20 protein-coding genes are annotated in these 22,912 nt (G+C 61.2%); 13 read left to right on the top strand and 7 right to left on the bottom strand.

The genetic code is table 11. The features are described from left to right. Position 1: 1 nt before the first annotated feature. The 4 genes from AC3WMV_RS23945 to gloB form a co-directional block, all read right to left on the bottom strand. Positions 2 to 1,843 (bottom strand): extracellular solute-binding protein, encoded by a 1,842-nt coding sequence (locus AC3WMV_RS23945; RefSeq protein WP_103369377.1) that lies wholly within the window; start codon positions 1,841 to 1,843, stop codon positions 2 to 4. Continuing rightward, positions 1,840 to 3,672, bottom strand: a complete 1,833-nt coding sequence (locus AC3WMV_RS23940) for an extracellular solute-binding protein (RefSeq protein ID WP_096795959.1) — start codon at positions 3,670 to 3,672, stop codon at positions 1,840 to 1,842. Before AC3WMV_RS23940 ends, AC3WMV_RS23945 begins: the two co-directional genes overlap by 4 nt. Before the next feature lie 346 nt (positions 3,673 to 4,018). After that, positions 4,019 to 5,485 (bottom strand): LysM peptidoglycan-binding domain-containing protein, encoded by a 1,467-nt coding sequence (locus AC3WMV_RS23935; protein ID WP_103369376.1) that lies wholly within the window; start codon positions 5,483 to 5,485, stop codon positions 4,019 to 4,021. A gap of 99 nt (positions 5,486 to 5,584) precedes the next feature. Then, positions 5,585 to 6,352, bottom strand: coding sequence for a hydroxyacylglutathione hydrolase (gene gloB, locus AC3WMV_RS23930; RefSeq protein WP_096795961.1), 768 nt, complete (start codon positions 6,350 to 6,352; stop codon positions 5,585 to 5,587). 66 nt (positions 6,353 to 6,418) lie between these two features. Between gloB and AC3WMV_RS23925 the strand changes: the two genes are divergently transcribed. The 5 genes from AC3WMV_RS23925 to AC3WMV_RS23905 all read left to right on the top strand — a co-directional run bounded on the left by AC3WMV_RS23925 (position 6,419) and on the right by AC3WMV_RS23905 (position 11,800). After that, complete coding sequence (locus tag AC3WMV_RS23925) at positions 6,419 to 7,177, top strand: methyltransferase domain-containing protein (RefSeq protein WP_003224159.1); 759 nt, start codon at positions 6,419 to 6,421, stop codon at positions 7,175 to 7,177. 91 nt (positions 7,178 to 7,268) lie between these two features. Then, entirely contained in the window at positions 7,269 to 7,730 is a 462-nt protein-coding gene (gene rnhA / locus AC3WMV_RS23920) for a ribonuclease HI (RefSeq protein WP_085608960.1), read from the top strand. A gap of 183 nt (positions 7,731 to 7,913) precedes the next feature. Continuing rightward, positions 7,914 to 8,672 (top strand): DNA polymerase III subunit epsilon, encoded by a 759-nt coding sequence (dnaQ, locus tag AC3WMV_RS23915; RefSeq protein WP_027613146.1) that lies wholly within the window; start codon positions 7,914 to 7,916, stop codon positions 8,670 to 8,672. A 243-nt stretch (positions 8,673 to 8,915) separates the two neighbouring features. After that, the gene (locus AC3WMV_RS23910; RefSeq protein ID WP_103369375.1) at positions 8,916 to 11,171 is read left to right on the top strand and encodes an Orn/Lys/Arg family decarboxylase; all 2,256 of its coding nucleotides are present in this window, start codon (positions 8,916 to 8,918) and stop codon (positions 11,169 to 11,171) included. A 14-nt stretch (positions 11,172 to 11,185) separates the two neighbouring features. Further along, a complete protein-coding gene (locus tag AC3WMV_RS23905) occupies positions 11,186 to 11,800 on the top strand; it encodes a GNAT family N-acetyltransferase (RefSeq protein WP_103369374.1) in 615 nt (204 codons plus the stop codon). Here the strand turns inward: AC3WMV_RS23905 and AC3WMV_RS23900 are convergent. Then, the gene (locus tag AC3WMV_RS23900) at positions 11,766 to 12,659 is read right to left on the bottom strand and encodes a LysR substrate-binding domain-containing protein (RefSeq protein ID WP_103369373.1); all 894 of its coding nucleotides are present in this window, start codon (positions 12,657 to 12,659) and stop codon (positions 11,766 to 11,768) included. The two genes, AC3WMV_RS23905 and AC3WMV_RS23900, sit on opposite strands and share 35 nt — an antisense overlap. 85 nt (positions 12,660 to 12,744) lie before the next feature. Continuing rightward, a complete protein-coding gene (locus tag AC3WMV_RS23895) occupies positions 12,745 to 12,975 on the bottom strand; it encodes a hypothetical protein (RefSeq protein ID WP_007965845.1) in 231 nt (76 codons plus the stop codon). A 183-nt stretch (positions 12,976 to 13,158) separates the two neighbouring features. On the opposite strand from AC3WMV_RS23895, the gene AC3WMV_RS23890 reads away from it, so the two are divergent. Both AC3WMV_RS23890 and AC3WMV_RS23885 read left to right on the top strand, forming a co-directional pair. Then, positions 13,159 to 13,716 carry an NADPH-dependent FMN reductase gene (locus AC3WMV_RS23890; protein WP_027613142.1) on the top strand — a complete coding sequence of 186 codons (558 nt, stop codon included), beginning with the start codon at positions 13,159 to 13,161 and terminating at the stop codon, positions 13,714 to 13,716. A 160-nt stretch (positions 13,717 to 13,876) separates the two neighbouring features. Next, positions 13,877 to 15,160 carry an arsenic transporter gene (locus AC3WMV_RS23885; RefSeq protein WP_097087915.1) on the top strand — a complete coding sequence of 428 codons (1,284 nt, stop codon included), beginning with the start codon at positions 13,877 to 13,879 and terminating at the stop codon, positions 15,158 to 15,160. Positions 15,161 to 15,263: 103 nt separating this feature from the next. On the opposite strand, the gene AC3WMV_RS23880 is transcribed toward AC3WMV_RS23885, so the two are convergent. After that, on the bottom strand, positions 15,264 to 16,214 hold the full coding sequence (locus AC3WMV_RS23880; RefSeq protein ID WP_103369002.1) for a DUF1853 family protein: 951 nt from the start codon (positions 16,212 to 16,214) through the stop codon (positions 15,264 to 15,266). Positions 16,215 to 16,329: 115 nt separating this feature from the next. On the opposite strand from AC3WMV_RS23880, the gene AC3WMV_RS23875 reads away from it, so the two are divergent. Genes AC3WMV_RS23875 through pepN form a run of 6 tightly spaced genes read left to right on the top strand, consistent with a single transcriptional unit; the run spans position 16,330 to position 22,846 of the window. Beyond that, positions 16,330 to 17,220, top strand: coding sequence for an NAD(+) kinase (locus AC3WMV_RS23875; RefSeq protein WP_003224174.1), 891 nt, complete (start codon positions 16,330 to 16,332; stop codon positions 17,218 to 17,220). Continuing rightward, a complete protein-coding gene (locus AC3WMV_RS23870) occupies positions 17,217 to 18,191 on the top strand; it encodes a metallophosphoesterase (protein WP_371917819.1) in 975 nt (324 codons plus the stop codon). Before AC3WMV_RS23875 ends, AC3WMV_RS23870 begins: the two co-directional genes overlap by 4 nt. After that, complete coding sequence (locus tag AC3WMV_RS23865) at positions 18,188 to 19,057, top strand: rhomboid family intramembrane serine protease (RefSeq protein WP_103369003.1); 870 nt, start codon at positions 18,188 to 18,190, stop codon at positions 19,055 to 19,057. Before AC3WMV_RS23870 ends, AC3WMV_RS23865 begins: the two co-directional genes overlap by 4 nt. A gap of 33 nt (positions 19,058 to 19,090) precedes the next feature. Further along, positions 19,091 to 19,351 carry a YeaC family protein gene (locus AC3WMV_RS23860; protein WP_003224178.1) on the top strand — a complete coding sequence of 87 codons (261 nt, stop codon included), beginning with the start codon at positions 19,091 to 19,093 and terminating at the stop codon, positions 19,349 to 19,351. Then, entirely contained in the window at positions 19,348 to 20,178 is an 831-nt protein-coding gene (locus AC3WMV_RS23855) for a DUF2797 domain-containing protein (RefSeq protein ID WP_027613137.1), read from the top strand. Before AC3WMV_RS23860 ends, AC3WMV_RS23855 begins: the two co-directional genes overlap by 4 nt. 10 nt (positions 20,179 to 20,188) lie before the next feature. Further along, a complete protein-coding gene (pepN, locus tag AC3WMV_RS23850; protein ID WP_103369004.1) occupies positions 20,189 to 22,846 on the top strand; it encodes an aminopeptidase N in 2,658 nt (885 codons plus the stop codon). Positions 22,847 to 22,912: the final 66 nt, after the last annotated feature.

Raw genomic sequence — 22,912 nt, 5'->3', positions numbered from 1 at the left:
ATTACTCCGTGCCCACAGGGTCGGCTTGCAGTTTGGTTTCGACTTCTATGGCGGGTTTCGCGTCAGGCTTGACCCACCAGGTGTTAATCCCGATGTCGTATTTGGGCGAGACTTTCGGGTGACCGATGTGGTTCCAGTACGCCACGCGCCAGGTCTTGATGTGCCAGTTGGGGACCACGTAGTAACCCCATTGCAGCACCCGATCCAGCGCCCGCGCATGCGCCACCAGGCTGCTGCGCGAATCGGCGTTGATCAGGTTTTCCACCAGGTGATCGACGATCGGATCCTTCAGGCCCATGGTGTTGCGGCTGCTCGGTTTGTCGGCGGCGGCGCTCATCCAGAATTCGCGCTGCTCGTTGCCCGGCGAGTTGGATTGCGGGAAGCTGCCGACCATCATGTCGAAGTCCCGCGAACGCACGCGGTTGATGTACTGCGAAACGTCGACGCGGCGGATCACCAGGTCGATGCCAAGGTCAGCCAGATTGCGTTTGAACGGCAGCAGCACGCGTTCGAATTCGGTTTGTGCCAGGAGGAACTCGATGACCACCGGTTTGCCGCTGGCGTCGACCATTTTGTCGTCGACGATCTTCCAGCCAGCCTCTTGCAGCAATTGATAGGCCTCGCGCTGCTGTGCGCGGATCATGCCGCTGGCGTCGGTCTTCGGGTTCTCGAAGGCTTCGCTGAACACCTGCGCCGGCAGCTTGCTGCGAAACGGTTCGAGGATCGCCCGTTGTTCGACGTCGGGCAGGCCGGTGGCGGCCATTTCCGAGTTCTCGAAATAGCTGCGGGTGCGGAAGTAGGCACCGTTGAACAGCTGCTTGTTGGTCCACTCGAAATCGAACAGCAGGCCGAGCGCCTGACGCACCCGCACATCCTGAAACACCGGACGGCGCAAGTTGAAAACGAAGCCCTGCATGCCGGTCGGGTTGCTGTTGGCGATCTGTTCCTTGATCAAGCGGCCTTCGGTGACCGCCGGGATGTTGTAGGCGTTGGCCCAGTTCTTCGCGGTCATTTCCAGCCAGTAATCGAACTGGCCGGCCTTCAGCGCTTCGACGGCGACGGTGTTGTCGCGGTAGTAATCGGTGGTCATTACGTCGAAGTTGTAGAACCCGCGATTGACCGGCAGATCCTTGCCCCAGTAGTCCTTGACCCGTTCATAGCGCACCGAGCGCCCGGCTTTCACTTCGGCGACCTTGTACGGGCCGCTGCCCAGCGGGATCTCCAGATTGCCCTTGGAAAAATCACGATTGGCCCACCAGTGTTTCGGCAGCACCGGGAGCTGACCGAGGATCAGCGGTAACTCGCGATTGTTGGTGTGCTTGAACTTGAACAGCACCTTGAGCGGGTCTTCGGCGATGGCCTCTTCGACATCGCTGTAGTAGCCGCGAAACAGCGGCGAGCCGTCCTTGGTCAGGGTCTGGAAGCTGAACACCACGTCTTCGGCGCGCACCGGATGGCCATCGTGAAAACGCGCTTCCGGGCGCAGGTAGAAACGCACCCAGCTGTTGTCCGGGGCTTTCTCGATCTTCGCGGCGATCAGGCCGTACTCGGTGAACGGTTCGTCGAGACTGTGCTTGGTCAGGGTGTCGTAGATCTGCCCGACGTCATCGGCCGGCACGCCTTTGCTGATGAACGGGTTGAGGCTGTCGAAGCCGCCGAACCCGGCCTGACGGAAGATCCCGCCCTTGGGCGCGTCGGGGTTCACGTAATCGAACTGCTTGAAGTCCGCCGGGTATTTCGGCGGCTCGTTGTACAGGGTCACAGCGTGTTGCGGGGCGGCAATCGCCAGCCCGGCGAACAGCAGACCGCTGGCCTGCACGAGCAGGGCGCGGATGGGCGTCATTTATTGTTCTCCGAAGATTTCAGCCACCACGCGCTCAGGCCCAGGGTGTAGGGCGGCGTGGTGACGAAGGCCAACCGGTTGCGGTAGGCCAGTCGGTGATAATTGAGGTACCAGTTGGGAATGCTGTAGTGCTGCCAGAGCAGCACGCGGTCCAGCGCCTTGCCGGCGGCGACCTGTTCGTCGCGGGTTTGCGCGGCGAGCAATTGTTCGAGCAGGTGATCGACCACCGGGTTGGCAATACCGGCGTAATTCTTGCTGCCCTTGACCCCGACCTGACTGGAATGGAAGTACTGCCATTGCTCCAGACCCGGGCTGAGGGTCTGGTTGAGGGTCATCAGGATCATGTCGAAATCGAACTGGTCCAGGCGCTGTTTGTATTGAGCGCGATCCACCGTGCGCAGGCGCGCGTCGATGCCGATGCTGTTGAGGTTCTCGATATAGGGCTGGAGGATCCGCTCAAGGTTCGGATTGACCAGCAACAGTTCGAAGCTCAGCGGCTGCCCTGCGGTGTTTTGCAGGCGCTGGCCGTTGAGCTTCCAGCCGGCCTCGGCGAGCAGGGCCAGGGCCTTGCGCATGGTCTCTCGCGGGATGCCACGGCCATCGGTTTGCGGCAGGCTGAACGGCTCGGTGAACAGCTTCGCGGGCAACTGATCCTTGTACGGCTTGAGCATCAGCCATTCATGCCCGACCGGCAGCCCCGTCGCGGAAAACTCGCTGTTAGGGTAGTAGCTGGTGGTGCGCTGGTAGGCATCGCTGAACAGCGCGCGGTTGGTCCATTCGAAGTCGAACATCAGGCCCAGCGCTTCGCGCACCTTGACGTCGCTGAAGGTCGCGCGTCGGGTGTTCATGAACAGGCCCTGGCTCTGGGTCGGGATCTGGTGTGGAATCTGCGCCTTGATCACTTCGCCACGGCGCACCGCCGGAAAGTTGTAGCCGTTGGCCCAGTTCTTCGCCTGATGCTCGATGTAGATGTCGAATTCGCCGGCCTTGAACGCTTCGAAGGCCACGTCGCTGTCGCGGTAGAACTCGACTTCCATGCGATCGAAGTTGTACTTGCCGCGATTGACCGGCAGGTCCTTGCCCCAGTAATCCTTGACCCGCTCGAAAATCAGCTGCCGCCCCGGCGTCACTGAGGTGATGCGGTACGGGCCGCTGCCCAGCGGTGGTTCGAAGGTGGTGGCCTTGAAGTCGCGATCCTTCCAGTAATGCTGCGGCAGCACCGGCAACTCGCCGAGGCGCAGGATCAGTAACGGATTGCCCGAGCGTTTCATCACGAAACGTATGCGCTGCGGGTTGAGGATGTCGACCCGCGAGACTTCCTGCAGGGCGGTGCGGTACAGCGGGTGTCCGTCCTTGAGCAGTGTTCGGTAGGAGAACGCCACGTCGTAAGCGGTGATCTGGGTGCCGTCGTGAAAGCGTGCTTCCGGGCGCAGATTGAACACCACCCAGCTGCGATCTTCGCTGTACTCCACCGATTGCGCGATTAAGCCATAACTGGACGCCGGTTCGTCACCGGACGGCGAATACTGGCCGGTGCCGACCATCAGCGGCTCGTTCAGCTCGTTGATGCCGTACTGCAGGAAATTCGGTGTGGTGACCGGGCTGGTGCCCTTGAACGTGTATGGATTGACCGTATCGAAGGTGCCGAACGCCATCACCCGCAACGTACCGCCCTTGGGCGCTTGCGGGTTGACCCAGTCGAAGTGGGTAAATCTGGCCGGGTACTTGAGCGTGCCGAACTGCGCATAACCGTGACTTTCGGTAATCGTCGCGCTTGCGGGTGAGCTCAAGGCCAGGCTGATCAGGAGCAGGAGGAGGGGACGCTTCAAGTCAGATCCGATCCAGGCGGCTTGGGCTTTGTGGGCCGTACAGTAACAGCTTGTCTGGACAGGAAAAAGACAGAGGTTAATGTGGGGTTAATCGGCAAGGCCAAGAGCCCCTCACCCTAACCCTCTCCCGGAGGGAGAGGGGACTGACCGAGGTGTTTATGAGAAGTACGCCGACCTGAAATATCGAGTTGAACTCAGGTTTGAAAAAGCCCCCAATCTGCTCCCTTTTCCCGTCGCCCCCTTGGGGGAGAGGGTTGGGGTGAGGGGGAGAAGTTTTGAGGACGCCAACAAAATCAAGCCAGGCGCCAGGCGAAAAAAAGCCCCTGAAAATTCAGGGGCTCTTCTGTCAGTGCGGCTGGTAGACCGTGAGCATCTGCCCAGGCTTGAGGGCCTTGCCGGCACCCGGGTTCCAGCGCTTGAGATGCTGCATCTCGACGTTGAAACGCTTGGCCACCACGTACAGGGTGTCGCCACGCTTGACCTTGTACTGGGTCTGCTGCTGACTGTCGGCCTTGCCTTTGGGCTTGCTGTTGGCAGCGATCACCGTGTTGACCCGGCGACCGCTGCGCGCCGGGGTGCGCTTGGTGTTGTCCTGCATCAGCAGGGTCTGGCCGACCTTGAGGTTTTTGCCGGTCAGCTTGTTCCAGCGCTGCAGGTCCTTGACTTCGACCTTGTTGGCCTTGGCGATGGAACCGAGATTGTCGCCGCGTTTGACCCGATAGGCGCGCTTGAGCTTCGCCACTTCAGTCGGGTCGGCACCGTCGAACACCGGCTTCAGCGAACGCGGGCTGATCAGCTCTTCAGGCCGCATGGTCTGCAGGCTGGCGGTCAGCAATTGCGCCTTGGACGTCGGCACCAGCAGATGCTGAGGACCGTCGATGGTGGTGCGCTGCTTGAAAGCCGGGTTGAGCTGGAACAGCTCGTCTTCGTCGATGTTGGCCACCGCTGCGACCTTGGACAGGTCCATGCGCTGGTTGATTTCGACGACCTGGAAATAGGGTTCGTTGGCGATCGGGTTGAGGTTCACCCCGTAGGCTTCCGGGGCCAGCACCACTTGCGACAGGGCCAGCAGCTTCGGCACGTAGGCCTGGGTTTCCGCCGGCAACGACGACAGGTTCCAGTAGTCGGTCGGCAGGCCAAGCTTCTCATTACGCTCGATGGCGCGGCTGACCGTGCCTTCACCGGCGTTATAGGCCGCCAGGGCCAGCAGCCAGTCACCGTTGAACATGTCGTGCAGGCGAGTCAGGTAGTCCATCGCGGCGGTGGTCGAGGCGGTGATATCGCGACGGCCATCATAGAAGCGGGTCTGGCGCAGGTTGTAGTAACGACCGGTGGACGGAATGAATTGCCACAGGCCCGAAGCGTCGGCCCGGGAATAGGCCATCGGGTTGTAGGCGCTCTCGATCACTGGCAGCAGGGCCAGCTCCAGCGGCATGTTGCGCTCTTCGAGACGCTCGACGATGTAATGAATGTAGAGACTGCCGCGTTCGCCGGCGTTCTCCAGAAAGGACGGGTTGCTGGCAAACCACAGCCGCTGCTGCTCGATGCGCGGGTTGACGCCCAGGCCGTCCTGCAGCTGGAAACCACCGCGCATGCGCTCCCAGATGTCCTGAGGCACCTGCGGGCTAGGCTTTTCGCTGAGCCAGATCGGTTTCTGCTTGGCTCGCGCAGCAATGTTCGGCGTATGGCTCGCTTCAGGCTGCGGAGCATGGCTGGAACAGCCCGCCAACGTGGCGGACACAGCCACCGCGATGGCTTGCGCCAGGCGGGTCAGCGTGTCTGAATTGACGGACTTACGTATGGATGACGACATTGGCTGGAAGTAAGTTCCGGGCAAAAATGTCGGGCGATTCTAGAAAGCGCACCCCCTGCGGTCAACCATTCAGAATTTTTGTACCAACTGGTGAGTCACTTAGAACTTATCTTTCCATGCCCGCAGAGCCGCAAAAACCTCACTCGGCGCCCGGTTTTGAGCGCCTGCCCGTTCGTCCACTTTTTGTGTAACTAATGTTTCAGCGGTACGCAAAAACGGATTTGTGAGCTTTTCCAGGGCCAGGGTAGAGGGCAGGGTCATCACGCCTTTTTCCCGTTGCCGGGTGACTTTTTCCAGACGGGCGGCAATGTCCGGGTTGCTCGGTTCGACTGCCGCAGCAAATTTCAGATTGCTCAGGGTGTATTCATGGGTGCAATACACCAGCGTATCCTCGGGCAGGGCAGCGAGACGGCCGAGCGAGTGGTGCATCTGCTCCGGCGTGCCTTCGAACAGGCGTCCGCAACCTGCGGCGAACAGGGTGTCGCCGCAAAACAGCAGGCCGTGGTGGTAATAGGCGATGTGGCCGAGGGTGTGACCGGGCACCGCATAGACATCGAAATCCCAGCCGAGGACGCTGACCGTGTCGTTGTCCTTGAGCGCCACGTCGCGCCCCGGGATGTTTTCGCTGGCCGGGCCGTAGACTTTGGCGCCACTCGCCGCTTTCAGGCGTTCGACGCCGCCGACGTGATCGTGATGGTGATGGGTGATCAGAATGTCGCTCAGTACCCAGCCCGGGTGTGCGGCCAGCCAGGCCTGCACCGGCGCGGCATCGCCCGGGTCGACCACGGCGCAGCGCTGGCTGCGGTGATCCTGTAACAACCAGATGTAGTTGTCGGTGAACGCGGGCAGGGCACTGATCTGTATCATCGTCGGAATTCGCCAAGCGGAAAACATTGGCGCATCTTAGAGCTTCTAGCGGCGTTGGAGAATGACATGACCGATAAAGCGTTCGCTCAGGCCGATCCCGACTGGCTGGCGTTGATCGGCGCGGCCCGAGAATGGCTGGCCGGCCCGCTCGGGCAATTTCTGCTGGATGAAGAACGGCGCATGCTCGAAGACGAGTTGGGGCGGTTCTTCGGCGGCTATCTGGTGCATTACGGGCCGTCGGCCCAGACTCCGCCGTCGGCGCCGCAGGTACAGCGCAACGTGCGGCTCGGCGCGCCGTTGCCGGGTGTCGAGATCGTCTGCGAGGAACAGGCCTGGCCGTTGAGCGAGCACGCCGCCGACGTGGTGGTGTTGCAGCACGGTCTGGATTTCTGTCTGTCGCCCCACGGTTTGCTGCGCGAAGCGGCAAGCAGTGTACGCCCCGGCGGGCATCTGCTGATCATCGGCATCAACCCCTGGAGCACCTGGGGTTTGCGCCACGTATTTGCCCACGACGCCTTGCGCCAGGCACGCTGCATCTCGCCATCGCGGGTCGCCGACTGGCTCAATCTGCTGGGCTTTGCGCTGGAGAAACGCCGCTTCGGGTGCTATCGTCCGCCGCTCGCGTCGCCCAAGTGGCAGGCCCGACTGGCCGGCTGGGAACGCAAGGCCGGCGACTGGCAACTGTCGGGCGGTGGCTTCTATTTATTGGTCGCGCGCAAGATCGTGGTGGGCCTGCGTCCGGTGCGTCAGGAGCGCCGCGAGCCGATGGGCAAGCTGATTCCGCTGCCGATGGCCAAGGTCAACCGCCGTCGTATCGAACCGTAAACCTTCTTTTTATAGTGGCCGGACTTGTTCCGGCCGCGGCCATCGTCGATCCGCGATTGACGGGGCCAGGCATTTTTCTGGATAGAGTGGCATGAGCGAAAGCGTCGATAGCGTAGAACTGTTCACCGACGGTGCCTGCAAGGGCAACCCCGGCCCAGGCGGCTGGGGCGCCTTGCTGGTGTGCAAGGGCGTCGAAAAGGAACTGTGGGGCGGCGAAGCCAACACCACCAACAACCGCATGGAACTGCTCGGCGCCATCCGTGGCCTCGAAGCCTTGAAGCGGCCGTGCGAAGTGCTGCTGGTGACCGACTCGCAATACGTGATGAAAGGCATCAACGAGTGGATGGCCAACTGGAAAAAACGCGGCTGGAAGACAGCGGCGAAAGAGCCGGTGAAAAACGCTGATCTGTGGAAAGAGCTGGATGAGCAGGTCAGTCGCCACAAGGTCACCTGGAAGTGGGTGCGCGGGCACATTGGTCATCACGGTAACGAACGGGCTGACCAATTGGCCAACCGTGGGGTGGATGAGGTTCGCGGGTACAAGCAGAGCTGATTAACGGCGCTGCACTGTGGTACGGCCCATTCGCGAGCAGGCTCGCTCCCACATTGGAATGCGCTTCCCTGTGGGAGCGAGCCTGCTCGCGAATGGGGCGACACGGTCTGACTGAAACACCCCCACCGAGCGTGTTAACATCACCGCTTTTGTACGATTGACCCCGTTGAGAATTGAACACTGATGGCCACCAGATCCGTTGTACTCGATACCGAAACCACCGGCATGCCGGTGACCGATGGTCACCGGATCATTGAAATCGGCTGTGTCGAACTGATCGGTCGGCGCCTGACGGGTCGGCACTTTCACGTTTACCTGCAACCGGATCGCGAGAGTGACGAGGGCGCGATCGGCGTTCACGGCATCACCAACGAATTCCTCGTCGGCAAACCGCGTTTCGCCGAAGTGGCCGACGAGTTCTTCGAGTTCATCAACGGCGCGCAGCTGATCATCCATAACGCGGCGTTCGACGTTGGCTTCATCAACAACGAATTTGCCTTGATGGGTCAGCACGATCGCGCTGACATCACCCAGCATTGCACCATCCTCGACACCCTGATGATGGCTCGGGAACGTCACCCGGGGCAGCGCAACAGCCTCGACGCCTTGTGCAAACGTTATGGCGTCGACAACTCTGGCCGTGAACTGCACGGCGCCTTGCTCGACTCGGAGATTCTCGCCGACGTCTACCTGACCATGACCGGTGGCCAGACCAGTCTGTCGCTGGCCGGCAACGCTTCCGACGGCAATGGCACGGGCGAGGGCGCGGACAACTCCGCCACCGAAATCCGTCGTCTGCCGGCGAGTCGTCAGCCTGCGCGGATCATTCGGGCGACGGAAGAGGAACTGGCGGCGCATATGGCGCGGCTGGAAATCATCGCCAAGTCGGCGGGCGGTCCGGCGCTGTGGACGCAGATTGCCGAGGCTGATGCTCAAGCTTGACCCCCTCTGTGGCGAGGGAGCTTGCTCCCGCTTGGCTCGAAGCAGTCATAAAACCTGAATGCACTATTGATGCTGAACGAATACTGGGGGCCGCTTCGCGCCCCAGCGGGAGCAAGCTCCCTCGCCACAAAAGCCGAGTCAGGCTGAATGAAGCCAACTGGCCACCCTCGCCACTTTCGCTGCAACCCTCTACCCTGAGTGCATTGGCAGACTTTGATCCGCCGCCTCGGGACACTGAGCCTCATGTACAAAGATTTGAAGTTTCCGGTGTTGATCGTCCACCGCGACATCAAGGCCGACACGGTCGCCGGTGACCGTATCCGTGGCATCGCCCGGGAGTTGGAGCAGGAAGGTTTCAATATCGTTTCGGCCATCGACTACACCGAAGGGCGGTTGGTGGCCTCCACCCATCATGGTCTGGCGTGCATGCTGATCGCTGCCGAAGACGCCAGCACCAACTCGCATCTGCTGCAGAACATGGCCGAACTGATCGGCCTGGCGCGGGTGCGCGCGCCGGATCTGCCGATCTTTGCCCTCGGCGAACAGGTCACTCTGGAAAACGCCCCCGCCGATGCCATGGCCGAGCTCAATCAACTGCGCGGCATTCTCTATCTGTTCGAAGACACTGTGCCGTTTCTGGCGCGGCAAGTGGCGCGGGCGGCGCGCAAGTATCTGGACGGTCTGCTGCCGCCGTTTTTCAAGGCGCTGGTGCAGCACACCGCCGACTCCAACTATTCCTGGCACACCCCCGGGCATGGCGGTGGCGTGGCCTATCACAAGAGTCCGGTGGGGCAGGCGTTTCATCAGTTCTTTGGTGAAAACACCCTGCGTTCGGACTTGTCGGTATCGGTGCCGGAACTCGGTTCACTGCTCGATCACACTGGGCCGCTGGCCGAAGCCGAAGAGCGCGCCGCGCGCAACTTCGGCGCCGATCACACGTTTTTCGTGATCAATGGCACCTCGACCGCCAACAAGATCGTCTGGCACTCGATGGTCGGTCGGGATGATCTGGTGCTGGTCGATCGCAACTGCCACAAGTCGGTGCTGCACGCGATCATCATGACCGGCGCAATCCCGCTGTATCTGTGCCCGGAGCGCAATGAGCTGGGGATCATCGGCCCGATTCCGCTGAGCGAATTCAGTCGCGAATCGATTCAGGCGAAGATCGACGCCAGCCCGCTGACCAAGGGCCGGGCGCCGAAAGTCAAACTGGCGGTGGTGACCAATTCGACCTACGACGGCCTGTGCTACAACGCCGAGCTGATCAAACAGAGCCTGGGCAATAGCGTTGAAGTGCTGCATTTCGATGAGGCGTGGTACGCCTACGCGGCGTTTCACGAGTTCTTCGCCGGGCGTTATGGCATGGCCACCTCGCGCACCGAGGACAGCCCGCTGGTGTTCACCACTCACTCCACGCACAAGCTGCTCGCCGCGTTCAGCCAGGCCTCGATGATTCATGTGCAGGACGGCGGCGCGCGGCAACTGGACCGTGACCGTTTCAACGAAGCGTTCATGATGCACATCTCAACCTCGCCGCAGTACAGCATCATCGCTTCGCTGGATGTGGCCTCGGCGATGATGGAAGGCCCGGCCGGGCGTTCGCTGTTGCAGGAAACCTTCGATGAAGCGCTGAGTTTTCGCCGGGCGCTGGCCAATCTGCGCCAGCACATTGCGGCGGACGACTGGTGGTTCTCGATCTGGCAGCCGCCCGGCGTCGAAGGCATCGACCGGGTGCAGACTGAAGACTGGCTGCTGCAGCCGGACGCCGACTGGCACGGCTTCGGCGAAGTCAGTGACGACTATGTGCTGCTCGACCCGATCAAAGTGACCCTGGTCATGCCCGGGTTGAATGCCGGTGGCGCGCTGAGCGAGAAGGGCATCCCGGCAGCGGTGGTCAGCAAGTTTCTCTGGGAGCGCGGGCTGGTGGTGGAGAAGACCGGGCTGTATTCGTTCCTGGTGCTGTTCTCGATGGGCATCACCAAAGGCAAGTGGAGCACGCTGCTCACCGAGTTGCTGGAGTTCAAGCGCAGTTACGACGCCAACATCAGTCTCGCGACCTGCCTGCCGTGCGTGGCGCAGCAAGACACCGCGCGCTATCGCGGCATGGGCCTGCGTGACCTGTGCGATCAACTGCACGCCTGTTACCGCAGCAACGCCACCGCCAAACATCTGAAACGCATGTACACGGTGCTGCCGGAAATCGCCATGAAGCCGGCCCATGCCTATGATCATCTGGTGCGCGGCGAAGTCGAGGCGGTGCCGATCGATGAGCTGGAAGGAAGGATCGCGGCGGTGATGCTGGTGCCGTATCCACCGGGAATTCCATTGATCATGCCCGGCGAGCGCTTTACCGAGGCAACCCGCTCGATCATTGACTACCTGAAGTTCGCCCGCACGTTCGATAGCAGCTTCCCCGGTTTTGTCGCTGATGTGCATGGACTGCAACATGAAGACGAGGGCAATGGACGGCAGTACACCGTCGATTGCGTCAAGGAATGAGGACTTTTCCGAGTATGCAACCGGTCATGAATCCGAAATACCCAGGGCTGTCGGTGCGCGTCGCCGACGATGGTTTCGCGGCGTACATCTGGGGCAGCGACTTCAGTTTCGAGGTGGCCGCGTACGGTGCCGCCGTCATTGGTCAACCGGTCGAGCGCTGGGCGGTGACGCCGATCGTGCCGTACCGCAAGTGCTACGGCATTGATCCTGAAGAGTTCAGCAGCTATCGCGATGCCGCCGACAGCGCGATTTTCATGGCGTATCTCGATGATGAGCCGGTCGGTCATCTGGTGATCAGCACCAACTGGAACGGCTTTGCCCATATCGATGAGCTGGCGGTACACGCACCGGCGCGCCGGCATGGTGTGGCCAAGGCGCTGCTGGATGTCGCGCAGTTCTGGAGTCGCAAGAAAAAACTGCCGGGGATCATGCTCGAAACCCAGAACAACAACCTCGGCGCCTGTCGTTTGTATGAGCGTTGTGGCTACGAGATTGGCGGTATCGACCATCTACGTTATCGCGGGATTGATCCGAACACCGCGGAAATTGCGTTGTTCTGGTATCGACTGTTCGATAACCCGCTGGAACATTCGCTCAGCTCGCCAGCATCGCCTCGGCTTGTTCCGTGACGATCGTCAGCAGGGTCTGAATCGCGGCCGGCATGGCGCTGTGTCGGTAGGTCAGCGCATACAGGCTGATCGGCACCGCCGGTGACAACGGGCAGACATCCAGCCCGCTCGTCCGCGCGCCGAGAGCGGTGAACGGGTCGACGATGGCCAGGCCTTCGCCGGCCTCGACCATGCTGCGCATCATCTGATGGGTTTGTACTCGGGTCTGGATGCTCGGCGCCGGGCGCAGGGCCTGGAGTTTGTTCTCCAGCGCCGGGCTCAACGGGTCGTGGCCTTCGAGGCCGACCATTGCCTGGCCAGCGAGATCCTGCAGGGAAATGTATTTCTGCTTCGGTTGCAGCCAGCCGTGGGGCGCGAGCAGTTGCAGCTTGCCGTGGGCCAATGGCTGGCAGTGGATGTCGGGGTGTTCCGGATCGTGCAGGCTCAGGCCCAGATCGCTTTCGCGCAGCAGCAGGCTGCGGACGATGTCGCAGGTCGCAGAGCTGAGCAAGCGGCAAGGAGCGTCGGGCAAGCGTCGGCGCAGCAGCGCGATACTTTGCGGCAACAGCTGTTGCGCCAGCGGCGGGGTGCCGATGATGCGCAGGGGCGGGGCGAGGTATTGCTTGAGGCTGCTGGCCAGACGCTGCACCGGCTCCAGCGCCTGATAGACGTGAGCGATTTCCACCTGCAACGCCCGCGCTTCAGGCGTCGATTGCAGCCGGCCGCGTACGCTGGCGAACAGCATGAACCCCAACTCGCTCTCGGCTTCGCGCAAACGCTCTTCGACCTCGGTCACCGGGAGCTGCAGCCATTCGGCGGCGGTGCCCAGGTGACCGGTCTGCAAGAGCGCCTGAATCACTTCGATATGACGTAAACGCATGCGTGAAGTCCATGTTCAGCAGGTGGGGTCAGTGGCTGAATCCTACCCCAAGTCTGCGCATATGACTTCTGCTCATAACGGCCAGTTATGACGCGACGGTTGTCTCAGGCTCGCGGGTCAGGGTGATACCTGACTGAACCAGGAGAAACTCGGTGTCACTGACTTTGTTGACGCGATCGCCAATGGCCAGTTTGTAAATAGGCTCCGAGCCAGTGGAACCGTCTGCCGACGGGGTGGATTCCTGGAACTCATGCACGGAATAAACGCGGCCTTCCGCATCTCTTGCATGGAACTGACCGACGAGTACTGCTGCCATCTGCTTAGAACCTCTGGAGATAAAACGCTTGATTTGCGGCTTGGTAGACCGTCATCAAGCCCTGTAAGTTTTCCTACAGGAAAAAAATAATCAGCGCGCAGGAATTTCCCTTGCTCGCTGGTGAAACTGTCATTGAATCATCTATAACTACTGGCTCTTCCCACCGACAGTCGAGAGTCTTCCATGAGCAATGTCTACAACGTCGCTGTAGTCGTCGGCAGCCTGCGCAAAGCATCGATCAACCGCAAAGTCGCGCTGGCGCTGGCCGAGCTGGCACCGGCGAACCTCAAACTGAAGATTGTCGAGATTGGCGACCTGCCACTCTATAACGAAGACATCGACGGCGATTCACCGCCGGCAGCCTACAGCACTTTCCGCCAGGAAGTCGGTTCTTCCGACGCGGTGCTGTTCGTCACCCCGGAATATAACCGCTCGGTGCCGGCGCCTTTGAAGAATGCGATTGACGTGGGTTCACGGCCGTATGGCAAAGCCGTCTGGAGCGGCAAACCGGGTGCGGTGATCAGCGTGTCGCCGGGGGCGATTGGCGGTTTTGGTGCCAACCAGCATTTGCGCCAGTCCTTCGTCTTTCTCGATGTGCCGTGCATGCAGCAGCCGGAAGCGTATCTGGGGGGCGCGGGTTCGGCGTTTGACGAGGCGGGCAAGTTGAGCGAGTCGGTCAAACCGTTCCTGCAGAATTTCATCAATGCGTATGGGAAATTTGTGGAACAACACAAGAAATAATCGGGTCTGAGCTGCGATAAAACAGAGATCCTGTGGGAGCGGGCTTGCTCGCGAAGGCGGTGTGTCAGACACAAAGTTGTCATCTGACACACCGCCTTCGCGAGCAAGCCCGCTCCCACGTTTGGATCTCCACTCATTGAATAATTGAAGGCTGTCGCGAATGCTCGCTGCGTCACTGATCTTCCTGCTGACCATTACCCTTGTCATCTGGCAACCCAAAGGCCTCGGGGTCGGCTGGAGCGCGACGCTTGGCGCGGTACTGGCGCTGATCTTCGGCGTCGTGCACTTGAGCGACATCCCGCTGGTGTGGCAGATCATCTGGAACGCCACCGGCACCTTCGTCGCGCTGATCATCATCAGCCTGCTGCTCGACGAAGCCGGGTTCTTCGCCTGGGCCGCACTGCACGTGGCGCGCTGGGGGCGGGGCAGTGGGCGCAAGCTGTTTGCCTTCATGGTGCTGCTCGGCGCGCTGGTATCGGCGTTGTTCGCCAATGACGGCGCGGCGCTGATCCTCACGCCGATCGTGATTTCGATGCTGCTGGCGCTGCGCTTTTCCCCGGCGGCGACCTTGGCGTTCGTCATGGGCGCCGGCTTCATCGCCGACACCGCGAGCCTGCCGCTGGTGGTGTCGAACCTGGTCAACATCGTTTCGGCGGACTTCTTTCACATCGGCTTCAACCGCTATGCGGCGGTGATGGTGCCGGTCAACTTCGTCAGTGTGGCCGCGACGCTGGGCGTGCTGATGTGGTTTTTCCGTCGCGACATTCCCAAGGCTTACGATCCCGAACAGCTCGAACAGCCGCACACGGCGATCCACGACAAGGCCACGTTCTATGCCGGTTGGGTAGTGCTGGTGATTCTGTTGATCGGCTGCTTCTTCCTCGAACAACTGGGCATCCCGATCAGCGCGATTTCGGCGGTCTGTGCGGCCCTGCTGCTGGGGATCGCCGCCCGAGGCCACAAGATTTCCACGCGCAAGGTGCTGAAAGAAGCGCCGTGGCAGATCGTGATTTTCTCCCTCGGCATGTATCTGGTGGTGTATGGCCTGCGCAATGCCGGGCTGACCGGGTATCTGGCCGGCTGGCTGGATGTGTTTGCCGGGTACGGCGTGTGGGGGGCGGCGCTGGGCACAGGGGTGCTGACCGCGCTGTTGTCGTCGATCATGAACAACTTGCCGACAGTGCTGATCGGCTTGTTGTCGATCGATGCCAGTCAGGCCAGCGGTGTGATCAAGGAAGCGATGATCTACGCCAACGTGATCGGCAGCGACTTGGGGCCGAAAATCACCCCGATCGGCAGTCTGGCGACCTTGCTCTGGCTGCATGTGCTGGCGCGCAAGAATATCCGGATTGGCTGGGGCTATTACTTCAAGGTCGGGATTGTGCTGACGGTGCCGGTGTTGTTGATTACTTTGGCGGCTTTGGCGTTGCGGTTATCCCTTTAGACCGAGTTGCCCCAATCGCGAGCAGGCTCACTCCTACCTTGGAATGCGTTCCCCTGTAGGAGTGAGCCTGCTCGCGATAGGGCCGGTTAAGGCACTACAACTCTCACACCTGGCCCGGCACATTCGGCCAAAGATCCGCCACCAGAAACAACCGCTCCGCCTCTTCCCATTCGCCCTGCGCATTCTCGGTCAGGCGCACCAGCAGTTGCGCCGGGGCCATCGGTTCCAGGTCGTCCAGCCACATCTGCAGATGTTCAGCACTCCAGGTCTGATCCGCCGGGTAGTGTGCCGGCGCCAGCCACGCATGGCGGGGCAGGGGTTGCCAGCGCCCGGCCGGACGTTGAGCGACGAACGCCGGCCAATCCTTCTGATGCAGCCAGCTCCCGCGCAAATGTTGCGGATGCGCGCCGCTCGGTGAGGCAGACGTGCCGGGCCACGGGTATAACAGGTATCCGCCCAGCCACAGCTGCGCACTGAACACCTCGATATCCAGCTTCGCCAGCACCTCGCGACTTTCCGGGCGCGCCGAGATCGGCAGTTGATGTTCGGCCAGATGCGCCAGTTTGCGGTCCAGTCGATCGTGACAGCCCGGCCCCAGCCACTGCGCCGGGTCGTGGCCGTCGCCATTCTGCGGGCCGAGATAGAGCTTGATCGCCAGTTCCAGGTGATGCACACCGTCGCGGTTGCGCAGCAGCATGTCCAGTTCACCGAGGGTGTGGCCTTCGCGGCGGATCGGCAGGTTGGCGGCAATCAGTTCGATGCCCGGCGCATGCTCCACGGCAAACTGCCACAACCGTTCGTAATACAGGCCCAGCCGCCGGGTACGCGCCTGCGACAGCCAGTGCAGCAAACCATAACTGTCACGATCAAGTTGCCGCAGCCAGTGCTCCAGGCGCTGCGGATCACTGACCCAGTCGCTGCCGGCCAGCGGATGGCGCTGCGGCCACGGCGTCGCGGCCAGCATCGGCGGCGCGAGAATCACCCACGCCAGATCACGCACTTCGGGATGGCGTAATTGGTGTGGCAACTGAAGCAGGTCGGGAAACAGGATCATCTTGCGAGCATAGCCTGAAACACGCGCGCACCCTTGAGGCTGAAAGGATTTTGTCTATGGCGGGCTTTCGCCCATAATCGTGTTTTTCGCGTTTTCGATTGTCCGCAGAGGTCCCATGGAGCAATTTCGTAATATCGGCATCATCGGTCGCCTGGGCAGTTCCCAGGTGCTGGATACCGTCCGCCGACTGAAACGCTTTCTGCTCGATCGTCACCTGCACGTGATTCTCGAAGACACCATCGCCGAAGTCCTGCCGGGCCACGGCCTGCAGACCTCGTCACGCAAGATGCTCGGCGAAGTCTGCGACATGGTCATCGTCGTCGGCGGTGACGGCAGCCTGCTCGGCGCCGCGCGGGCGCTGGCCAAGCACAATATTCCGGTACTCGGGATCAACCGGGGCAGCCTCGGTTTTCTCACCGACATTCGTCCCGATGAGCTGGAAGTCGAAGTGGCCAAGGTGCTCGACGGCCATTATCTGGTGGAAAACCGCTTCCTGCTGCAAGCCGAAGTTCGCCGCCATGCCGAGGCCATCGGCCAGGGCGATGCGTTGAACGACGTGGTGCTGCACCCGGGCAAATCGACGCGGATGATCGAGTTCGAGCTGTACATCGACGGCCAGTTCGTTTGCAGCCAGAAGGCCGACGGCCTGATCGTCGCCACGCCGACCGGTTCCACCGCGTACGCGCTGTCCGCTGGTGGCCCGATCATGCATCCCAAGCTCGATGCCATTGTGATCGTGCCGATGTACCCCCATATGTTGTCGAGTCGGCCAATTGTGGTCGATGGCAACAGTGAGCTGAAAATCGTCGTGTCGAAAAACATGCAGATCTACCCGCAAGTCTCTTGCGACGGGCAGAACCACTTCACCTGCGCGCCGGGCGACACCATCACCGTCAGCAAGAAAGCCCAGAAGCTGCGGCTGATTCACCCGCTCGACCACAACTACTACGAAGTCTGCCGGACCAAGCTCGGCTGGGGCAGCAAGTTGGGTGGTGGAGGCGACTGATGCTCGATCCCGCGCGCAGTTATGACTTGATTGGTGATGTGCACGGATGCGCCCTGACCCTCGAACACTTGCTTGACCGACTCGGTTATCACAAGCAGGGCGGGGTCTGGCGGCATCCATCGCGCATGGCCGTGTTCGTCGGCGACATCATCGACCGTGGCCCGCGAATCCGCGAGGCGCTGCACATCGTCCACGACATGGTCGAGGCCGGGCAGGCGCTGTGCATCATGGGCAATCACGAATTCAACGCACTGGGCTGGAGCACGCCGGCGCTGCCGGGCAGCGGCAAGCAGTTCGTCCGAGAGCACACGCCGCGTCATGCACGCCTGCTGCAGGAAACCCTGACCCAGTTCGAAGACCATCCGGGCGACTGGCATGACTTCCTCAACTGGTTCTACGAGCTGCCGCTGGTGGTTGATGCCGGGCGCTTCCGTGTGGTGCACGCCTGTTGGGATGCCAGCCTGATCGAACCATTGCGCGGGCTGTTTCCCGATGCGCGCATCGACGAGCACTTTCTCCAGGCGTCAGCCGTGCCCGGCAGTTTCGCCTGCACCGTGTTCGACCGCTTGCTGCGCGGCACCGACATGCGCCTGCCGGATGGCTTGACCATGACCAGCGGCGACGGTCTGGTGCGCTCGTTCTTCCGCACCAAATTCTGGGAAGACGACCCGAAAACCTACGGCGACATCGTCTTCCAGCCAGATGCGCTGCCGGAGCCGGTGGCGCAGAAACCGCTGACCTCCAGCGAGAAAAACAACCTGCTGCGCTACGGCATTGACGAGCCCTTGCTGTTCGTCGGCCACTACTGGCGTAGCGGCAAACCGGCGCCGATCCGCCCGAACCTCGCGTGTCTCGATTACAGCGCGGTGCTCTACGGCAAACTGGTGGCCTATCGTCTGGATCAGGAAACACGTCTGGATCCGCATAAATTTGTCTGGGTCGATGTCGAGCGGCCGGAGGTGCTGCAATGAGTGCGGTAGCGGTATTGCGTCTGCCGTTGGCGGTGGATCTGAGCGGTTTCGTCAAACTGCTGCAACGGATGCAGGTGCCGCATCGAGTCAGCGAAGAGGCGGGCGAGCAGGTGCTGTGGGCACCTTCGGAAATCAGCGAAGACGTACGTTCGCTGTACGAGCGCTTCCCGGCCGGTGACCCCGATCAGCAACTGGACATCCCGCTGGCGCCGACTTTCAAGCGTCCGAGCTTCGCCGAGCAACTCAAACACGCCAAGGCCACCGGGTTGATCCTGCTGCTGAGTCTGCTGGTCGGCGGCCTGACCTATCTGGGCGACAACCTCGAAACTGTCCGTTGGCTGACCTTCCTCGACTTCCGCGTGGTCGGCGAGTACATCCAGTTCACACCGCTGGCCGACAGTCTGGCGGCGGGGCAGTGGTGGCGCCTGTTCACGCCGATGCTGTTGCACTTCGGCATCCTGCACCTGGCCATGAACGGCATGTGGTACTGGGAGCTGGGGCGGCGCATCGAGTCACGTCAGGGCAGCATCAACCTGCTCGGGCTGACCCTGCTGTTCAGCCTGGTGTCGAACTACGCGCAGTTTGCCTGGAGCGGCCCGAGCCTGTTTGGCGGCTTGTCTGGCGTGCTCTACGGTTTGCTCGGCCATTGCTGGATTTTCCAGTTGCTGGCGCCGAACCCGGCGTATCGCCTGCCGCGAGGCGTGCTGGTGATGATGCTGGTGTGGCTGGTGATTTGCATGTCCGGACTGGTCTCGATGATCGGTTTCGGCCAGATCGCCAACGCCGCGCACGTCAGCGGGTTACTCATCGGATGCTTCACCGGTTTGTTGGGCGGTTTGTATAACCGCCGTAAACTGGCCGCCTGAAATTTTAAGTGAATAAAGAGCACGGAGACCCTGATGTCCTCTTTTAACGACATGATCAAAAACATCACCCCGGACATCTACGAGAGCCTGAAACTGGCCGTGGAAATCGGCAAGTGGTCCGACGGTGGCAAACTCACCGCCGAACAGCGCGAGCTTTCGCTGCAGGCGATGATCGCCTGGGAAATCCAGAACCTGCCTGAAGACCAGCGCACCGGTTACATGGGCCCGCAGGAATGTGCGTCGAAGTCGATCGAAGTGCCGAACATCCTGTTCAAGTCGGATGCCATCCATTGATCGAGATTGGCCGCGGTGCAATCAGCAAAATGTCGGCGCGCCTGGACGGGCCGAATGTGCAATACGCGTTTCGTCTGGATGACGTCGAGGTGCCGGTCAACCCCATGATCGGCACCACGGTGCGTCTGGAGTACCTGGGGGCGATTCATTGCACCCATTGCGGGCGCAAGACCAAAACCAGTTTCAGCCAGGGTTACTGCTACCCGTGCATGACCAAACTGGCGCAGTGCGATCTGTGCATCATGAGCCCGGAGCGTTGTCACTTCGAGGCCGGTACCTGCCGGGAGCCAGAGTGGGGTCAGAAGTTCTGCATGACTGATCATGTGGTGTATCTGGCCAACTCGTCGGGGATCAAGGTCGGTATCACCCGCGCCACGCAATTGCCAACCCGCTGGCTCGATCAGGGCGCAAGTCAGGCGCTGCCGATCATGCGCGTATCGACGCGCCAGCAGTCGGGCTTCGTCGAAGACCTGTTCCGCAGCCAGGTGGCCGACAAGACCAACTGGCGCGCCTTGCTCAAGGGCGATGCGGCGGCGGTGGACCTGGCCCAAGTGCGCGACCAGTTATTTGAAAGCTGCGCCGAGGGCTTGCAAGGCCTGCAACAGCGATTCGGCCTACAAGCAATTCAGACGATTGCCGATGTAGAACCTCTCGAAATCCGCTATCCGGTCGAGCAATACCCGGCCAAAATCGTCAGCTTCAACCTGGACAAGAACCCGATTGCCGAAGGCACGCTGCTGGGTATCAAGGGTCAGTACCTGATTTTTGACACCGGCGTGATCAACATTCGTAAATACACGGCCTATCAGCTCGCCGTGCATCAATAAGGATTCCAGCATGCGCACCGAACAACCGAAGATGATTTACCTGAAGGACTATCAGGCGCCCGAGTACCTGATCGACGAGACGCACCTCACCTTCGAGCTGTTCGAGGACCACAGCCTGGTCCACGCGCAACTGGTGATGCGCCGCAACCCGGAGCGTGGCCCGGGCCTGCCGCCGCTGGTGCTCGACGGCCAGCAGTTGGAACTGCTGTCGGTAACCCTGGCCGACCAGGAACTGAGCGCCAGTGATTACCAGCTGAGCGAAAACACCCTGACCCTGCAGCCGGCCAGCGCCAGCTTCACGGTCGACACCAGCGTCCGGATTCACCCGGAAACCAATACCGCGCTGGAAGGCCTGTACAAGTCCGGCACGATGTTCTGTACCCAGTGCGAGGCCGAAGGCTTCCGCAAGATCACCTATTACCTCGACCGCCCGGACGTGATGAGCAAGTTCACCACCACGGTGGTCGCCGAGCAGCACAGCTATCCGGTGCTGCTGTCCAACGGCAACCCGATTGCCTCCGGCCCGGGCGAAGACGGCCGACACTGGGCGACCTGGGAAGACCCGTTCATGAAACCGGCGTACCTGTTCGCGCTGGTGGCCGGTGATTTGTGGTGTGTCGAAGACACCTTCACCACCATGACCAATCGCAATGTTGCACTGCGCATTTACGTCGAGCCGGAAAACATCGACAAGTGCCAGCACGCGATGAACAGCCTGAAGAAGTCGATGCGCTGGGACGAAGAGGTCTACGGTCGCGAGTACGATCTGGACATCTTCATGATCGTCGCCGTCAACGACTTCAACATGGGCGCGATGGAGAACAAGGGCCTCAACATCTTCAACTCCAGCGCCGTGCTGGCTCGCGCCGAAACCGCCACCGACGCCGCGCACCAGCGGGTCGAGGCAATCGTCGCCCACGAATACTTCCACAACTGGTCGGGTAACCGCGTGACCTGCCGCGACTGGTTCCAGCTGTCGCTCAAGGAAGGCTTCACCGTGTTCCGTGACGCCGGTTTCTCCTCGGACATGAACTCGGCCACGGTCAAGCGCATTCAGGACGTAGCGTACCTGCGTACCCACCAGTTCGCCGAAGATGCCGGCCCGATGGCCCACGCGGTGCGCCCGGACAGCTTCATCGAGATTTCCAACTTCTACACCCTGACCGTGTACGAAAAAGGCTCGGAAGTGGTCGGCATGATCCATACCTTGCTGGGTGCCGAAGGCTTCCGCAAGGGCAGTGACCTGTACTTCGAACGCCACGACGGCCAGGCCGTGACCTGCGACGACTTTGTCAAAGCCATGGAAGACGCCAACGGTGTCGACCTGACCCAGTTCAAACGCTGGTACAGCCAGGCTGGCACGCCGCGTCTGGCGGTCAGCGAGTCCTACGACGCCGCGGCGAAAACCTACAGCCTGACCTTCCGCCAGAGCTGCCCGGAAACCCCGGACAAGGTGGAAAAACTGCCGTTCGTGATCCCGGTCGAACTCGGTCTGCTCGACAGCAAAGGCAACGAGATCGCGCTGCGTCTGGCCGGTGAAACGTCGGCCCAGGGCACCACCCGCGTGATCTCGGTGACCGAGGCTGAGCAGACCTTTACCTTCGTCGACATCGCTGAACAGCCGCTGCCGTCGTTGCTGCGTGGTTTCTCGGCACCGGTGAAACTGAGCTTCCCGTACAACCGTGACCAGTTGATGTTCCTGATGCAACACGACAGCGACGGCTTCAACCGCTGGGATGCCGGTCAGCAACTGTCGGTGCAGGTCCTGCAGGAGCTGATCGCCCAGCAGCAGAAGGGCGAGAGCCTGGTGCTCGATCCGCGTCTGATCTCGGCGCTGAAAACCGTGCTGTCCGACGAGTCGCTGGATCAGGCCATGGTCGCCGAAATGCTTTCGCTGCCGAGCGAAGCGTATCTGACCGAAATCAGCGAAGTGGCGGATGTCGAGGCGATCCACACCGCTCGCGAGTTTGCCCGCAAGCAACTGGCGGACAACTTGTTCGAAGCGCTGTGGCTGCGTTATCAGGCCAACCGCGATTTGTCGAAGCAGACGCCATACGTGGCCGAGGCTGAGCACTTTGCCCGTCGTGCGCTGCAGAACATTGCGCTGTCGTACCTGATGCTCAGCGGCAAGCCGCAAGTGCTGGCCGCCACGCAAGAACAGTTCGAAAACAGCGACAACATGACCGAGCGCCTCACCGCGCTGGCGGTGCTGGTCAACTCGCCGTTCGAAGAACACAAGGCCAAAGCGCTGGCGACCTTCGCCGAGCACTTCAAGGACAACCCGCTGGTCATGGATCAGTGGTTCAGCGTGCAGGCCGGCAGCACACTGCCGGGCGGTCTGGCGAGGGTGAAGGCCCTGATGCAGCACCCGGCGTTCAACATCAAGAACCCGAACAAGGTGCGTGCGCTGGTCGGTGCGTTTGCCGGGCAGAACCTGATCAACTTCCATGCCGCCGACGGTTCGGGCTACCGCTTCCTTGCGGATCTGGTGATCGAACTGAACGGCTTCAACCCGCAGATCGCTTCGCGGCAACTGGCGCCGCTGACCCGCTGGCGTAAATACGACAGCGCCCGTCAGGCGTTGATGAAGGCTGAGCTGGAGCGGATTCTGGCTTCCGGTCAGCTGTCCAGCGATGTATATGAAGTGGTGAGCAAAAGCCTGGCGTAACGCATAACGAAATGTGGGAGCGGGCTTGCTCGCGAAAGCGGTGTGTCAGACACGGAGATGTCGACT

This window comes from Pseudomonas sp. FW305-3-2-15-E-TSA4 (assembly GCF_058787295.1).
This window is presented reverse-complemented; position numbering and strand designations above follow the sequence as displayed.

What these genes read in the sequence shown, in the direction of transcription:
- AC3WMV_RS23865 (WP_103369003.1), top strand. Translation starts at nt 18,188, where the DNA reads ATGAGTGCGGTAGCGGTATTGCGTCTGCCGTTGGCGGTGGATCTGAGC.
- AC3WMV_RS23880 (WP_103369002.1), bottom strand. Translation starts at nt 16,214, where the DNA reads ATGATCCTGTTTCCCGACCTGCTTCAGTTGCCACACCAATTACGCCAT.
- dnaQ (WP_027613146.1), top strand. Translation starts at nt 7,914, where the DNA reads ATGGCCACCAGATCCGTTGTACTCGATACCGAAACCACCGGCATGCCG.
- rnhA (WP_085608960.1), top strand. Translation starts at nt 7,269, where the DNA reads ATGAGCGAAAGCGTCGATAGCGTAGAACTGTTCACCGACGGTGCCTGC.
- AC3WMV_RS23890 (WP_027613142.1), top strand. Translation starts at nt 13,159, where the DNA reads ATGAGCAATGTCTACAACGTCGCTGTAGTCGTCGGCAGCCTGCGCAAA.
- AC3WMV_RS23875 (WP_003224174.1), top strand. Translation starts at nt 16,330, where the DNA reads ATGGAGCAATTTCGTAATATCGGCATCATCGGTCGCCTGGGCAGTTCC.
- pepN (WP_103369004.1), top strand. Translation starts at nt 20,189, where the DNA reads ATGCGCACCGAACAACCGAAGATGATTTACCTGAAGGACTATCAGGCG.
- AC3WMV_RS23935 (WP_103369376.1), bottom strand. Translation starts at nt 5,485, where the DNA reads ATGTCGTCATCCATACGTAAGTCCGTCAATTCAGACACGCTGACCCGC.
- AC3WMV_RS23905 (WP_103369374.1), top strand. Translation starts at nt 11,186, where the DNA reads ATGCAACCGGTCATGAATCCGAAATACCCAGGGCTGTCGGTGCGCGTC.
- AC3WMV_RS23895 (WP_007965845.1), bottom strand. Translation starts at nt 12,975, where the DNA reads ATGGCAGCAGTACTCGTCGGTCAGTTCCATGCAAGAGATGCGGAAGGC.
- AC3WMV_RS23910 (WP_103369375.1), top strand. Translation starts at nt 8,916, where the DNA reads ATGTACAAAGATTTGAAGTTTCCGGTGTTGATCGTCCACCGCGACATC.
- gloB (WP_096795961.1), bottom strand. Translation starts at nt 6,352, where the DNA reads ATGATACAGATCAGTGCCCTGCCCGCGTTCACCGACAACTACATCTGG.
- AC3WMV_RS23925 (WP_003224159.1), top strand. Translation starts at nt 6,419, where the DNA reads ATGACCGATAAAGCGTTCGCTCAGGCCGATCCCGACTGGCTGGCGTTG.
- AC3WMV_RS23885 (WP_097087915.1), top strand. Translation starts at nt 13,877, where the DNA reads ATGCTCGCTGCGTCACTGATCTTCCTGCTGACCATTACCCTTGTCATC.
- AC3WMV_RS23945 (WP_103369377.1), bottom strand. Translation starts at nt 1,843, where the DNA reads ATGACGCCCATCCGCGCCCTGCTCGTGCAGGCCAGCGGTCTGCTGTTC.
- AC3WMV_RS23900 (WP_103369373.1), bottom strand. Translation starts at nt 12,659, where the DNA reads ATGCGTTTACGTCATATCGAAGTGATTCAGGCGCTCTTGCAGACCGGT.
- AC3WMV_RS23860 (WP_003224178.1), top strand. Translation starts at nt 19,091, where the DNA reads ATGTCCTCTTTTAACGACATGATCAAAAACATCACCCCGGACATCTAC.